We start from the raw sequence: 15607 nt of genomic DNA, 5'->3' as shown, positions 1-15607 counted from the left end.
CGGAGATTAAAATGATCGCCTGTTTAATATACCGCAAGTCTTTGGCGTTTTTTATAACCGCACAGGATCAAATTAAAGGGGAATACTTATGAATCGCTTCAGTTTTGTTTTGGTTGTTATTCTTTTAAGTTCTAGTTTTTTAATGGCTCAGTCGATGAATGCTTTTAATGATGAAAATGAAAATTACTTCAACGGCGGATTTGGCATGACCTGGATCGACGGCACCGCCTATACCACTTTCACCCTGACGCCTGAATTTTCCTTTGGCAAATTCGGAGTGGGCTTAAACATTGAATTGTTGTTCAACAATTCAGAAGGCTTTAAATTTCGTAAAACCGGCTGGGACAAAGGCGCCGGCGCTTTACGCATGATTCGCTACATCAGCTGGGGGCATAAAACCGATCCCGTTTACACGCGAATCGGTACGCTGGATGGCGCCATTTTGGGTCATGGTTTTATCATGGGCTACTACACCAATCAGGCCAATTACGATTACCGAAAAATCGGCATGGCGCTGGACATCGATTTTAAAAAGTTTGGTTTTGAGTCGGTAACCAGCAATCTGGGCAACCTGGAAATTTTAGGCGGCCGTTTTTACTACAGACCGCTGGCTGCAAGCGGCATTCCCATTCTCAAAAATTTTGAAATGGGCGCCACCTACATCGGCGATTTTAATCCGGACAATCGAAAAAGCACGCACGACGCCATTACCGAGTGGGGCTTAGATGTGGGGTTGCCAATCATAAAGAACAAATTAATAACCACCACCATTTATGCTGATTACGCCAAAATCAACAACCACGGCGACGGTAAGGCAGTCGGCATTATGGCTTACATTCCCAATGTAATCGGCGTTTTTGGCATTTACGCTAAACTGGAACGCCGCTTTTTGAGCGCAGGCTTTTTACCCAATTACTTTAACAGTCTTTATGAACTGGAACGAAATGCCCTGCCAGCCGATTATTATGGAATTGATGATCCTACCAGAAGCGTTTTAACCAAAGCCCAGTACCTGGATTATGTTGAAGCGACCCAGGGTATCTTTGGCGAATTAGCCGGACAAATTCTGGGTAAAATTCGTCTGGTCGGTAATTACCAGCAAAACGAAAACGTCAAAAATAGCGGCATCCTCCATCTGGAAGCGCGTTCCAGAGACCTGGTGCCCAACTTTGAATTAAAGTACACTTATGATAAGGTCGGTATTGGCGAGTTTGGCGATGTATTCACGCTCGATTATCGCTCTGTGGCACAGGCTATCATTGGCTATCGGACGTTTAAATATCTGTTGGTTTCCATGGTCTATCGCTGGAATTTCATTTACGATGAAGAAACAGGCGAATACAAACCAATCGAACGCGTAATGCCGCAGGTTAGTTTTTCCATGCCGTTCTAAGGTGAAGGGATGGTTGAATGGTTGGGTGAACGCTGGATTTTGACTCTAAAAATTATTATGTTCCAAAGAAGCGGAGATTTGTAAATAGATTAATTTAATTAGATAAAGTTTAATCCATGGGTGGGGGCCACTATGTTTAATTTGAAACACGTTGTGCACGACTGGGTCGTGGAGCCGGTACTGTCTTTTGTTGCGCCGGCTCAGTGTTTAATTTGCGGGGAACCGCTATTGCAGAGCCACAAAGTTGTTTGTCAAAGCTGCTACAGCAAAATTTCTCCGCTTGATCCGGCCTATCTGGAAAGTTTGCGCGATGAAATCCGTACGCCCTATTTTGACGATTTGATCGTCTGTTATCCATTCGATCAAACGTTTCAGTACTTAATCCATCTTCTTAAGTATCAGCGTCAATTTTCCGTGGCGGAGCTTTTTGGAGAGCGCTTAGCCCACTTTGTCCCGCTTAATTTTGACCTGGTAACCGCCGTTCCTTTAAATCCTGCGCGCTACAAAGAACGCGGCTACAATCAGAGCGAGCTGATCGCCAAACAACTTTCCAACATTACGCGTATTCCGCTATCTTCCAATCTCCTAATTCGTCTGCGCAACACACAATCGCAAACCAAACTCTCGCGCGAAGAACGCAAAAAGAACGTCAAAGACGCTTTTACGATTAACGGCGAGGTGGAAGGAAAACGCATTTTACTGATCGACGATGTGATTACCACCGGCAGCACACTGAACGAATGCGCCAGAGAATTGAAGAAGAACGGCGCCAGTTGGGTTACGGCGGCAGCGCTGGCCACACCAACCGATTTTTTTCAGTCGGACGACATCTCGCAAATGGATGTTGGCGATCGGATGTTAAATCAAATCCATGGATAAAAACAAAAACCCGGGATCTGCTGGATTCCGGGTTTTTGTTTTTAACGTTACCGTGAAATGTTAATCTTCAAACGCGGCAACCGTTCATTTTCTGAATTCGCAATCAAATATTTTTGACTTCTTTCACCAGCTCAGTAACCATCTCCTTGGCGTCGCCAAACAGCATCATGGTTTTGGGATCGTAAAACAACTGGTTATCGACGCCGGCAAAGCCCGGACTTAAACTGCGCTTAATAATCATTACCGTACGCGCTTTATCTACATTTAGAATGGGCATTCCGTACAGCGGACTGTCTTTATCGGTTCGTGCGGCAGGATTAACCACGTCATTAGCGCCGATGATCAAAGCCACATCTGTGTTCTGAAATTCATCGTTAATCTGATCCATTTCGTAAAGCATGTCGTAGGGCACATTGGCTTCGGCCAGCAGTACGTTCATGTGGCCGGGCATTCTTCCGGCAACAGGATGAATGGCATAGCGCACCTGAACGCCTTTTTCTTTTAACAGTTCAGCCAGCTCGTGTAAAACATGTTGTGCCTGAGCCACCGCCAACCCATAACCGGGTACAATAATGACGGAGCGAGCAGTATCGAGCACCACGGCGGCATCTTCGGCAGTGTATTGCGTAACTTCCGCCTTGTCTTTGCGTACGCCGCCGCCCCCGCCATCGGTACCCACCGCGGCAAACAACACGTTGGCCAGCGAGCGGTTCATGGCCTTGCACATGATATTGGTCAAAATAATGCCCGATGCGCCCACCAGCGCGCCGCTGATGATCAACACATTATTGGAGAGCACAAAACCTGTCATCGCCGCTGCCAGACCGGAATAGGAATTTAAAAGGGAAATAACCACCGGCATATCCGCCCCGCCAATCGGGATCACCGACGTGATACCCAAAATAACGGCAACGCCGATAATGACCAGCAAAAACATTTCCACCGAAGGATCGGCCACAAAAAAGCCGCCCAGCGCCAGCGCAACAAACAACAAAACGCCGTTGGCAAATTTTTGACCGGGAAAGGTAATCGGAGCGCCGGTCATTATGCCCTGCAATTTAGCATAGGCGATCAAACTACCCACCAGCGTAACCACGCCGATGAGCAAACTGAGCACCAGAGTAATGCTCACATCGATATTCATTACGCCCTGCACGCGCACGTATTCGGAATAGGCCACCAGCGCCGAGGCCGCGCCGCCAAATCCGTTAAACAGGGCCACCATTTGCGGCATGGCCGTCATTTCTACGGTTTTGGCCACATAAGCGCCAATCGCCGCGCCGATAATCAATCCGGCAATGATGTACGTAAAATCGAGAATATTTTTATCCAACAACGTCACAACAATCGCAATCAGCATTCCTAACATGGAAAGCAAATTACCCTTGCGCGCTGTTTTGGGCGAGCCTAACCACCTGAGCCCGATGATAAAAAAACTGGCGGAAATCAAATAAACAATATTCGTAATCGTAACCATAGTTCAGCTCCCCTACCTTTTTTGCCCGGTTTTGTCTTTTTTAAACATCTCAAGCATACGGTCGGTAACCAGGTAACCGCCGACCACATTAATGGTTGCGGTAATCACTGCCAGCAGCCCAAGAATTTTAGCCACCTGATTGTGCCCGGCGCCGGCGCTGATTAAAGCCCCCACAATGGTAATGCCCGAAATGGCATTGGAACCGGACATGAGCGGCGTGTGCAGCAATGGGGGAACTTTTGTAATAACCTCAAAGCCCACAAATATGGCCAGAACAAAGATGTACAATGAAATTAAAATACCATCCATTTTACCTGCCTCCTTCTTTCAAAGCGCTGGCTATTAACTCGTTAACCACTTCTCCGTCACGAGTAATGCAAGCTTTTAACGTGATTTCATCTTCAAAATTAAGCGTTTGATCTTTAAATAATTGTTTAAACAAATTGGTGACCGTTTTGGAGTACATCTGACTGGCATGTACGGGCACCATGGCCGGCAAATTGACCGCGCCATAAATTTTGACGCCGTGTTTTTCGACGGTTTTGCCGGCTTCTGTTAGTTCGCAGTTCCCGCCCTGTTCGGCAGCCAGATCGATAATCGCCGCGCCTTCCGGCATCAGTTTGACCATCTCTTCCGTAATCAACAGCGGCGCGCGCTTGCCAAAAATTTGCGCGGTGGTCACCACCACATCCATTCTGGAAAGCCTGCCGGCAATGGCTTCCTGTTCTTTTTTCAGAAAGGCTTCCGATTGTTCCTTCGCATACCCGCCTTCGGTTTCCACGTCCTCTTCCGGCAGTTCCATTTCGATGAATGTTGCGCCCAGACTCTGCACCTGTTCCCGTACGGCCGGCCGCGGATCGAAGGCCTCTACTCTTGCCCCCAGGCGACGAGCCGTGGCAATGGCCTGCAAGCCAGCCACCCCGGCGCCCAAAACCAGCACATTAGCCGGCGGAATGGTGCCCGCTGCGGTCATCAACAGGGGGAACATCTTGCCCACCATGTTTGCCGCCAGCAGCACCGCTTTGTAGCCGGCCACCGTGGCCATGGCGCTTAAGGCGTCCATGCTCTGCGCCCGGGAAATTCGTGGCACAAATTCCAGCGCAAAGGCGGTCACCTTTCGCTCCGCCAGAACACGAACCACGTCCGGATTGGCCAGCGGCGCCAGAAAACCGACGTAAACACCGCCCTCCTTAATCTGTTTTGCCTCTTCCACGGTCGGCGCCTGCACCTTTAAAACGACATCAGCCTGCTCGTAAAGCTTTGCCGCATCATCCACTAATTGGGCGCCGGCCTGCTCGTAGGCTTCGTCCGCAAACGAAGCGCTTTCGCCGGCTCCCTTTTGCACCAGCACTTCATGCTCCATTTTCGTAAGAACGGAAACCATCGCGGGAACAAGCGCCACTCTTGTTTCGCCTTCCCGAATTTCTTTTGGGATTCCTACTTTCAAGGTTTACCTCCGTTTTTTATTTTGTTTTTTCTGCGTAACACTTTATCCTGTAAATTCGCCTTTTTGTCCGCATTTTTCGATCGTCTGCTTACACTCAGTTCTGCCACCCAAACATCGATTAGATGAACGTTAACCTCAACTGCCCAGCCAGAAGGCAAAGATCAATAAAATTCCTGTGAAAAAATGCAAACCGATGGTCGAGACATTGACCTTCAACAATTCATAGGGCAATCTGGACCTATCGGAATCTGGCGCGCTCCAGGCTTTAAGCCATTCTCTGCCCCACTGCACCGCTTTGTAGAGCAGCGCCGCCGGCAATAAAGCAATTAGCACATAGGGCGTAGAAAGCTCCGGACGAATAACGCCCAGCACGGCCAGAAAAATGATGAAGGCAAAGCTAAACACATTAAAAGCCACATAATAGGCAAACGGCCCTTCGTAAAGGATTTGATTGTTTTGGATTTTAGCCAGACGCACCACCCAGGTGTTTTTCCCGACGCGCGCATCGGCCGGGGCATCCTGAAACTGGTTGATCCACACCACTAACATGATTAAAATCGCCACCGGCACCGAAGCCAGCAGGGGACGCATGTAGTGCCAGTTAGCCAGATCGTTGTGGACGATCGGCTGGGTCAACACAAAATGCGTCCCCAGCACCATGATGGGGCCAAAGCCAAGCGCAATGGAAAGTTCGCCCAGGCCATGGTAGCCCAGCCTAACCGGATTCCAGGTGTAAAGCATGCCCAGAAGCACGCCCAAAATACCAATCCACAAAAGCGGACTGTTGCCCAGAACAGAGCCGGTAATGCGGGCGTTCAAATAAAACCCGATTACCAGAGTTGTGGCAAAGGCCAGCACGGCCGCCAGCAAAATCTTGTAAGGACGAATCAGGCCGGCCTGAATCATGCGGCTGCCGCCGTTAAAGGGACTGAACCACTTATTGTACTCATCGTTTCGGGATGTGTGGTCAAAATAATCATTGGACAGATTGGTGCCGGCCTGGGCCAGAATGCCGCCGATCAGCGTCAGCCAGAAAAATTTCCAGTTCCACAGAGCAGCCGCGCCGGCATGTTTTAAATCGCCAAAAGCAATCACCGCTCCCAGCAAAATTGGCACAATTGATGCAGTAAAGAACGGAGCCCGAACCGCTCTGATCCAGAGCAGCGCACGCTTCCCCGCGGCGTGCAGGGCCTCTTTGAATGCAGACCATTCATTTTGCGGGAACTCTTTGAATTGAAATTTTTCGTCTGCATAAAAATCAACGTACTTAATCAGGGTCGGTTTAATGCGGTAATACCCGACCACCTTATTTTTAATGAGGAAGGGATCATCCATGAACTCTTTAAAAGCCGTTGTGGTTTGCAGAATTAAATCGTGGGCCTTTTTAATTTCCTGCGCATCTTTAATTTTAAAGCACAAACCTTCGATTTGCAATCCGCGGATTCCTTCCATGCCCCGGGGCCAGATCACCGCCTGCACCCGTGGATTGACGCGAATTTGCTCCGCTTTGCGCGTGGGATTAAACGTAAAAAAGATCAAATCCTCTCCGTCTCTGGCAAAAAACACCGACGAAGCCGAACTGTTTCCATCCACCGAAGTGGCCAGGGTCATGCGGTCGGCTTCACTTAAAATAGCCGCAATCTTCTGTTCCAGAATTTCTTCAGACGTATTCATAAAAACCTCCATCAATCGGAACTTAGTCTGTCTAAACGCTTTTAAAGCATTGTTTTATTTCATAAATTTAATAAACTTGCTCGATGAAAAAAAGAACGTTGTATTTTTCCCATATTTTGACTAATTTTAATAAAAACAAACGAAAGGGAGCCGCAATGAAAAAACTACTCGCCATCTCTTTAATCTCGATGTTGCTTTATGGTTGCGCCGCGTATAAAGAACTAAAACCAGAGCCGGAAATCAATCCGGTGGAAAATGGTTACATCGAGATTCTGAAAGATGCCAAACAATTCCAATTAAAAAAAGATAAAAAATATTTCATTGTTTTTCCACCTTCCATGCAACCCAATTTTTACCTGATCCTGAAGATTAAAAACAGGGATCAGCTGAACTACTATCTTACCGAGGTATTTGATCAGGGCAAGGGGCGTGTCATTGAAATTCCCGATGAAAGCCCGGAGCCCGGGGTAGAAAACGTTTATCCCATTTCCAACGACGTTCCGCGCTACTATTTTGTGATCGACCTGGTTAAATCGGACGTTTTGCTGGAGATGGAATACCGTTACACCGCCCGCTGGCGCTACACCTTTGAACGCGAATACGCCTCGTTCAGCCGCACTCTTGCGCAAAACTCCATATCGCACGAATTTTACGAAAAGCTGGGCGTTTCGGTAAAAGCAGACGAGGTTGATTGGCAAAAAGAAGCCGATCAGGTCAGTCAAAAGCTAAAGGCGCTAACAGAACTTTCTTCAAGATTAAAAAAGATTGAAGAAATTTTTCCGCCAAACATTTTGAACACCACAGACGAATCGTACCAGAATTACCTTACCTTAAAAGAAACGCTGGAAGCCGAGGTCGCCTTTCAGAAAAAATATCAGCAGCTGGCGCGCCTATTAAACGAAGAGCGACAAACACGCGGCGATATGGAAGCTTTTTTTGGCGTCATTCCTGCATTTATTGATTTTTTTGAACAAAAAGAAAACTTTAGCAAAAATGTCTGGATGGCGGTCAGAGATGTGCTCAAAAAAAGAATCGACCAGGTGGTTCCCTACTACGAACAGCGGCTGGCACAAAAAAACGACGCCAAAGCCATCAAATCCGCCATTCCACAATTGCAGTCTCTCATTCCGCTGGCCGGTTTAACCTTTGACGAAAAGTTCAAACAATTAGCCGCTTTTATCGAGGGCTACAACCAGACGGTTGATCAGATCTGGACGGCAAAGAAAAAATTCCAGACCATTGTCAACCAGGCGGAAAAGAAAAAAACCATGCCGGACAATATGTTTTTCTCGGAAATCGTAACCAGACTTTCCAAACTACAGTACACCCTGCCCAGGGTCAATCATCCGGCTCTGCGGCCGTATGCCCACTACCAATGTGTAAAACTTTTACAAAAAGAGTTACAAAAATTGGCTGCACAAATAAAAATAAAGTTAGATAAATACCGCCGCGCCGATTCCATTGTGCCCAAAATCAACGTAATGCGCGATCAAAACAATATTCGCGGCGTGCTTGGTTTACTCAAAAAGAATCCCGATCTTGACTTTTTGTATCCCATGTACCGCGAGCTGGATGAGCGTTCCTTAAAATCGCAGGCCAATAGCATTCGCAAGGCGCTTTCATTAGGAGATTTTACCGCTGCCGAACTGACGCTGAAGTCGCTTTACAACGATAAAAACTTTGTGGATTACCAATCCATTCTACCCAAAAAGAAGAAAGTTCTGGCCAATTTACAGGATTCTTTGATTACGGCCATTGTCACGCAGTCCAGACAGCGCGCCTTAAAATTCATCGAAGAAAATGTAACCACCCTGCAGGGCATCGACGATTTGTACAACAATCCGGCTTTTTATCCGGTGCACGAGCCCACCTTTTACGCTTACCAAAAAGAGCAAAATCAACAAAAGATTAAAGCCCTGCACGCAGAGCTCAATCGTCTAAAAACAGTGGTTTTTCCGGAAATGGCCATCAAAAAAATCTACGCTCAGTTTATCGCCGATCCCGATCAAAACGGCGTTTTAAAAGCACGGGCCATTGTTGCTCACGGCAAATATTACAAGGGCACCGATTCTTCCATCAAAAACCGCATTGCCGAATGCGATCCGAACATTCCCAAATTGTTGAACAAGCCCAAAGATTACCGCCGTATTTTTGCCCTGCCCGTTACCTCGAACAGCGCGGGAGAAAATGAATTTTTGTTCAAAGTTAATTTACGCATCCCTTCACCGGCGCAGTATCCTATTTTTGACGTTTACATTAAATTACCCAAAGAGCTGGCACAAACTGCCGCCAACGCGCAGTGGTACAAATCGATCCGTTTTAACGGCAAAGAACTGAAAAATGAAGATCGCTTTACCATTGTTGCGCCGGGGCCGGAAAACAACTACGAGTGCCAGGTGGGCCCCTTGCAAATTATTAAAACCAGCAACAATATTCTGGAAGTGCGCTTCACCAAAAAGGCGTTTAAGGTGTACCAGATCAGCGTGATGGCTCAAAAGCCGATCATTAAAAAACACTAAACGAGCAAACGAGGAGACCAGGCATGAACTACGTTTCGCAAAAAGGTTTTATTGATAAAAAGTATCTTTTAATCGGCGGCGGGCTGATCGTTGTCGTTGCCGTGGCGCTTTATTTCCTGTTCGCCCCCAATTTAAAAGATCAAATCGTTATTCCGTACATTTCACACCAAAAGCCGATCATGGATCCGCACATTCCCAGCCACATCCCCATTTCCGACAAACTGGACGAAATGCTTTACGACGGCTTGTTCAATATTTCTGCCAATCCCAGCGGCATTACCTATGAAGATGGCCTGGGCGAACTGGTAGGAATCGACGCCGACAACATGGTGACGGTGCGGTTAAAACCGACCGTCAAGTGGCATCAAAGCTTTAAGGTTCTACTGCACAAAGAGGACATTGAAATTACGCCCACAGAAGCGGTGTACTTTATCGCCAATGATTTACGCTTTACGCTGAAACGGATTCAACGCCTGGGCAGTCTTTCGCCCGACTACGTTCTGGTGGGCCAGGCGGTTGAAAGCTTTGATTTTATGGGCCCGGACGACAACAACGAAATCCGCTTTAAATTTAAAGGCGATCGCATCTGGAACGAAAACGACATCAAAGAAGTGCTGTCTTTTAAAATCATTCCGCACACCGCCACTTATAATCAGCTCAATTACACCAACGGCACCGGCCCTTACATGTACGCCGGCGAATACAAAGACGCTATCTATTTTCCTAAAAATCCGGCCGGGGCGGCCAACATTTCCAGAGTGGTGCTCAAACCTTTCATCGATAACAGCACCTTCACTTCGGAACTAAGCGGCGGCAACATCAACTGCCTGTTAAGCACGCCGTTCGGGGCGTTGTCGCCCATCCTGCAGGACAGCACGGATTTCTTCTACAAATCGAATATCAGCAACACCTTTTTTGCGGTCTTTTTTAATACGCAACGCTTAAACAAAGAACAACGTAAAGCCCTGAAGGCTCTAATTAACAACAAAGCGATCATTAACCGCTTTTACAAGGTCGGCACCAAACAGCAGCGTCATATTACCGATTTTCAGGGCAATTTCGATAATTACGACGACTATCTGAATTACAGCGTTTTTCCCTCTTCTTCGTATTATGTTCAGGAAAAGATCGTTCAGCCGTCTAAAACGCCGCCTGGGGCAGAAACACACGCCCTTTCGGACACGGTTAAAATCGTCACCTGTCTGAACTTTGGTTTTCGCGAAGAGCTGGCGGAACTGATTCGCATTTTAAACGATCCTGCCGTAACAGGCGGCAAAATTAAGGCCCTGGCGGTGAGCAACGAGCAGATTAAACGCGGCAATTACGATGCGGTGCTGGTGCCGGTTACCAATTACCGCAGTAATTTTATGTTTGATCTTTATGAGATTTTTTTGCGCGAACCGGATTTTTCAACGCACAAAATCCACTTAATCACCGACTCTGACGGATTTGGTCAGCGCTCCATTAACCTGCAATCCTTCCAGGCCGATAAAAACTTTTTCCGGCTGGATGCCGTCAATGCCGCTGAAGACCGCGAAGCCATTGCCAGACTTTTGCAGAATATTTACACCTTTATGTCCACACGCGAAATCGGTGACAAACAGGCCTTTGCCAGATTTATTGACGAGCAGGAGCAGGAGCTTGCGCTGGGCAGCTGGTTATTCTCTTTGCCCTCTCTGGCTTATTTTAGCGCCCAGTTCGATCCGGAATCCATCGACATTTACGGGGTGGCCTCGCAGCTTTCCACCATCGAAAAATGGCGCGAAGCAAAGAAAAAATAAAAGCATAAAGCCCCGGGCATTCGGGGCTTTTTTTCTTCAGGATACTTCCCTTGAAAGATTCGGTCTTCCCTGGCGGGATTTGAAAATTTTTATGCCGCAGAAATGGCTGATTGGTTGAATGGTTGAATGGTTGAATGGCAACTGTCCACGTTCAGCGTTCATCTCTCCCAGACTTTTAGCCTGGGAAGGGTGGCAGGCGGTGAAGGCCAGCCTGGTTGAATGGTTGATTAGGATACTTCCTCTGGAAGATCTAATGGAAAAGCGTTTGAAACTTTCTGTGCTGTTTTAAAAACTCATCCCCCGTCCATGGATTGGTTGAATAGTTGATTAGTTGAATGGTTGAATAGTTGGTCTGCCATTTCAAACCTGTTTCTGCAAATGTGGTGAATTCCTGCCACCGTTTATGTAGGGGCGAAGGATTTCCCAGGAACAATTCAGCGCTGGTAAGCATTCATCTTTAGTCATATAAAAAAAGCGCTCTGGATAAAGTAGGGTTAGAAATCCTTCGCCCTTACAAGTACGTTCATTCCTGATCTTTTGTCTGGGAGTGAGGATCGAGCGAGCAAGGGTAATTTAATTTAAAATATTCTTTGCGCTCTTTGTGACTTCTCTGGTTGCTTGAAATAATTTGTTCAATCATTTTCTGCGATGATTGGCGTAATCTGCAAGAAAATTACTTTGCGCGCGTTGCGGTTGATTTTGGTTGCGGCTGTGCTGCTGTCGGAGGTCATTTCGATTTTTTCCGCTGTTATTTCCTGATTCAGTACAAACCTTCGGTAAAGCCGCCTGGGCGGCAAGCTGGCGATCTAAAAGGCCACGGTCACCTCGATAAGAGTCAGGGCGGCGCTGGTTTCAGCTCTCTGGTTGAGCGCCTGGCTTCACCATAAATTTCTTACATTTTTCAAATAAAATTGAGAATTTTACGCCTGATCATGATGGGGGAAACACAAAAGCCTGCTGGCATTTTCTTGCAAACGATTTTTATTTTTCTTTTCCTTCAGGCAATTGAGTACATCAGGCTCTGGCTGGCTCCCTGTCATCTTCAGCGCCACCTTTTCTTTCTCCTTAAACTCAATATCATCGGTGGAAAATTCAAATCAAATGAATCCCCCCAATCTTTCATCTTTCAGAACCCTCCGCCTGATAGTAAACCGCCGCTTAATTTTTTGGAAACATATAAAACATAAATCGTTAAATTTAAAAATGGAAGAAAAGTTTTCAGTGAAAATTTGTAATTAAAAATTTATTTTAGTACAATAGGCTATGTTGAAAAGTCAATGCAGGAAGGTCATTTTGATGCAATCCTTAAAAAAAGTACTCATCTTTACTCTTTTAATTCTATTTCCCCTGCAATTATTAGCGCAGCTATCGGATTATGACATCCTGGTTCGCGATGCCCGGGATTTGATTTCCAACTATTACTGGAAAGAAGCGGAAGAGGCATTGCGCAAAGCCATCAAAATCGATAGCAAACGCACCGAAGCCTATCTTGAGCTGGGCAAGTTGCTTATGATGCAGCGCAGGTGGCACGACGCCAAGCCCTACCTGAACATGGTCATTAAAGCCAATCCCAACCATATTGAGGCGCATTATCAGATGGCCATCGCCGATCGCCAGGATGCCATCGGACGCGACCAGATATGGAAACGGATCATGTGGAAAAATTCAAAAAAACACTTTCTTAAAGTGATTGAGTTAGATTCCACATACAAAGAAGTGTTTAACGAGTTCGCTCATCTAAAACTCCAGCAGGAAGAATATGAAGACGCTGTCAATCTCTGCTTGCGGCAGCTTAAAATTAAACCGCAGGCGAGCAAAGCGCGGTACGACATCTTCCAGTTTTACGATTCCTTTCTTTATCACGGAGGCGAAACGGCCGTCATTCAGTTGCGCAACAAAGACGCCTATCAGATTAAGTGGTTAAAAAGCAGAAACGGCCCCTACGATCAATATTTCCTGGGCGAAAAATACCGCCGCTTGGGTCAATTCGAAAAAGCCGACTCCATTTTTCACGCCCTGCTAAAGCGCTTGCTTCCCTTTCCCAAAGTGCCCATCTACCTTTCGCTGGTTCGTTTGTACTACCAGACCGATCAACCTGAAAAAGCGGAAAAGACCTACTGGACGGCCGTCAATCAGCTAAAACACTTCTGGGAAATGCGCTTCATCTTCGACGACATCAAGTACATCATGACCGATCACGATTTACAGCAACGCTTTAAATCGCTGCAGGCGGTTAAAGATTTTTACCACCGCTTCTGGAATAAGCACAATCCGCTGGGAAGCCTGCCCTACAATCCGCGGCTGGCCGAACATTACAAACGTTTGATCAAAGCCGAAAAAGATTTTGTTTACGATCGGATTCGCCTTGAGATTAATAATCCCGATCGGCTGAACGTGCTCAGACTGCCGCAGGTGGTCTTGCGTAACACCAAATTTAACGACAAGGGATTGGTTTATATCCGCTACGGGGAACCTGACGACCGCGCCGTTTCATTAAGCGACGGTATGACATCCAATGAGTCCTGGCTCTATTATCCAACCGTTTACAATCCCAAATTAATCTTTCATTTCGAAATCGCCGAACACGCACCGCCGGGTGACTGGCGACTGATTCCCGTGCCTTCGGATCGCAACATGTTAGAGTCGCGTCTGGGATGGGATCCCACGCTCGATCGTTACTTGTTCGCCAACAACGAACTGGAAGCGCGCTCCGCCCTGCATGAATTGAGAATCCAGGCCGAAAACACCATTGCCGCCGCCATGGAGCGTGAACGCCCGACCTGGAGCGACACCTTAAAGCCCATTACCATCAATCTGATGTCCGCCCGCTTCCGCTCGGTTAACCTGAAAAATGATTACCTGGTCTGGTTGAGCATTGATCTGAATTCCATCGACAATTTAAAAAGCCCGGATGATACCGTTACTCTGGAAACCGGCCTGGCCATATTTGACTCGACCTGGAATCAACGCAGTCGATTTCTAAAAAATATTCCTGTTTTTATGGGAGACACCGTTCACATTTTCGATCAGCGGTACATTGTGCCCTACGCTTTCGAATCTGAGCTGAGCAAACTGTATCTGGCGACGCATGTACGCAATCCAAAAGGCAACCAGCTGGGCGGTTTTCGTTTTGCGCTGGATGCTCAGCCTTTTGATCCTGAAAAGCTGGACATGAGCGACCTGGTGCTCGGCCTAAAAATTGAACCATCAACCGAAAAGTCGCCTTTTGTTTTCCACAACATGTTTATCGAACCGAACATCGGCTACAAATTTAAACGCAATCAACTGGTTTACCTGTATTTTGAATTGTACAATCTTACGTTAAAAAACGGACAAACCGAGTATGAAATTGAACAGGCCGTGCGGCCGCTAAAATCTCGCAATCTGTTTACCAATTTAAAACGCTTATTTGGAATTGGAACTAAAGAGATCCTGATTACGCGCACCCAGGTAGGCGCTTCGCCCACGGCAACGGAGTACTCGGCTTTCGATTTTTCCGCCCTGCCGGCCGGCAAAAAGGAACTGGTAATTACGGTAAAAGACCTCAATAGCGGAGAAAAGGTCAGCAACAAAATTGAATTGGAATTGGTGGATTAAGCAGTGGGAATTTTTTAGAAGGAACGGGGTGGGTAGTTGAATGGTTGAATGGTTTGTTGGGAATGTCCCCAATCCTGGAGTATTTGAGTTCAATCTAAGGCAGCACAGCCGCAACCAAAATCAACCGCAACGCGCGCAAAGTAATTTTTTCGCAGATTACGCCAATCATCGCAGAAAATTATTTAACATTTAAGACAAAAGCTAAGCAAACCGTCACTCTACTATTCGTAATCCGTAATTCGTAATTTTTAATTGTAGTACAGCACAGCCGCAACCAAAATCAACCGCAACGCGCGCAAAGTAATTTTCTTGCAGATTACGCCAATAATCGCAGAAAATGATTGAACAAATTATTTCAAGCAACCAGAGAAGTCACAAAGAGCGCAAAGAATGTTTTAAATTAAACTACCCTTGCTCGCTCGATCCTCACTCCCAGACAAAAGATCAGGAATGAACGTACTTGTAAGGGCGAAGGATTTCCAACCCTACTTTATCCAGAGCGTTTTTTTTATATGACTAAAGATGAATGCTTACCATCGCTGAATTGTTATTGGAAATCCTTCGCCCCTACATAAACGGTGGCAGGAATTCACCACATTTGCAGAAACAGGTTTGAAATGGCAGACAAACTATTCAACCATTCAACTAATCAACTATTCAACCAATCCATGGACGGGGGATGAGTTTTTAAAACAGCACAGAAAGTTTCAAACGCTTTTCCATTAGATCTTCCAGAGGAAGTATCCTAATCAACCATTCAACCAGGCTGGCCCTCACCGCCTGCCCCCCTTCCCAGAATAAAAGTCTGGGAGAGATGAACGCTGAACGTGGACAGTTGCC

Annotated in this window: 13 protein-coding genes; 9 read left to right on the top strand and 4 right to left on the bottom strand. The window is 46.7% G+C overall.

Annotation, left to right across the window (positions count from 1 at the left end; genetic code table 11):
• The first annotated feature begins 88 nt into the window (after positions 1-88).
• Positions 89-1393: a hypothetical protein gene (locus Cabys_RS05350; protein WP_006929141.1), complete on the top strand. Its 1305-nt coding sequence runs from the start codon at positions 89-91 to the stop codon at positions 1391-1393.
• Between the two features lie 132 nt (positions 1394-1525).
• On the top strand, positions 1526-2272 hold the full coding sequence (locus Cabys_RS05345) for a ComF family protein (protein WP_006929140.1): 747 nt from the start codon (positions 1526-1528) through the stop codon (positions 2270-2272).
• A 103-nt stretch (positions 2273-2375) separates the two neighbouring features.
• On the opposite strand, the gene Cabys_RS05340 is transcribed toward Cabys_RS05345, so the two are convergent.
• The 4 genes from Cabys_RS05340 to Cabys_RS05325 all read right to left on the bottom strand — a co-directional run bounded on the left by Cabys_RS05340 (position 2376) and on the right by Cabys_RS05325 (position 6870).
• Positions 2376-3749, bottom strand: coding sequence for an NAD(P)(+) transhydrogenase (Re/Si-specific) subunit beta (locus Cabys_RS05340; protein ID WP_006929139.1), 1374 nt, complete (start codon positions 3747-3749; stop codon positions 2376-2378).
• A 12-nt stretch (positions 3750-3761) separates the two neighbouring features.
• On the bottom strand, positions 3762-4058 hold the full coding sequence (locus Cabys_RS05335) for an NAD(P) transhydrogenase subunit alpha part 2 (RefSeq protein ID WP_006929138.1): 297 nt from the start codon (positions 4056-4058) through the stop codon (positions 3762-3764).
• 1 nt (position 4059) lies between these two features.
• Positions 4060-5196, bottom strand: coding sequence for a Re/Si-specific NAD(P)(+) transhydrogenase subunit alpha (locus tag Cabys_RS05330; RefSeq protein WP_006929136.1), 1137 nt, complete (start codon positions 5194-5196; stop codon positions 4060-4062).
• A 135-nt stretch (positions 5197-5331) separates the two neighbouring features.
• Positions 5332-6870, bottom strand: coding sequence for a UbiA family prenyltransferase (locus Cabys_RS05325; protein WP_006929134.1), 1539 nt, complete (start codon positions 6868-6870; stop codon positions 5332-5334).
• Positions 6871-7025: 155 nt separating this feature from the next.
• On the opposite strand from Cabys_RS05325, the gene Cabys_RS05320 reads away from it, so the two are divergent.
• The 7 genes from Cabys_RS05320 (at position 7026) to Cabys_RS19990 (ending at position 14960) form a co-directional block, all read left to right on the top strand.
• On the top strand, positions 7026-9389 hold the full coding sequence (locus tag Cabys_RS05320; RefSeq protein WP_006929133.1) for a hypothetical protein: 2364 nt from the start codon (positions 7026-7028) through the stop codon (positions 9387-9389).
• A gap of 23 nt (positions 9390-9412) precedes the next feature.
• Positions 9413-11170 carry an ABC transporter substrate-binding protein gene (locus Cabys_RS05315; RefSeq protein WP_006929132.1) on the top strand — a complete coding sequence of 586 codons (1758 nt, stop codon included), beginning with the start codon at positions 9413-9415 and terminating at the stop codon, positions 11168-11170.
• A gap of 118 nt (positions 11171-11288) precedes the next feature.
• Positions 11289-11459, top strand: coding sequence for a hypothetical protein (locus tag Cabys_RS19995; RefSeq protein ID WP_169313647.1), 171 nt, complete (start codon positions 11289-11291; stop codon positions 11457-11459).
• 325 nt (positions 11460-11784) lie between these two features.
• Positions 11785-12057, top strand: coding sequence for a hypothetical protein (locus Cabys_RS19760; protein WP_150125320.1), 273 nt, complete (start codon positions 11785-11787; stop codon positions 12055-12057).
• A gap of 45 nt (positions 12058-12102) precedes the next feature.
• The gene (locus Cabys_RS05305) at positions 12103-12357 is read left to right on the top strand and encodes a hypothetical protein (RefSeq protein WP_044281212.1); all 255 of its coding nucleotides are present in this window, start codon (positions 12103-12105) and stop codon (positions 12355-12357) included.
• 109 nt (positions 12358-12466) lie between these two features.
• A complete protein-coding gene (locus Cabys_RS05300) occupies positions 12467-14767 on the top strand; it encodes a tetratricopeptide repeat protein (protein ID WP_006929128.1) in 2301 nt (766 codons plus the stop codon).
• A gap of 40 nt (positions 14768-14807) precedes the next feature.
• Positions 14808-14960: a hypothetical protein gene (locus tag Cabys_RS19990; protein ID WP_169313646.1), complete on the top strand. Its 153-nt coding sequence runs from the start codon at positions 14808-14810 to the stop codon at positions 14958-14960.
• The last annotated feature ends 647 nt before the right edge of the window (positions 14961-15607 follow it).

The sequence above is a fragment of the Caldithrix abyssi DSM 13497 genome (assembly GCF_001886815.1).
GTDB lineage: Bacteria > Calditrichota > Calditrichia > Calditrichales > Calditrichaceae > Caldithrix > Caldithrix abyssi.
Note: the sequence above shows the minus strand (reverse complement) of the source record. Positions and strands in the feature narration are given on the sequence as shown.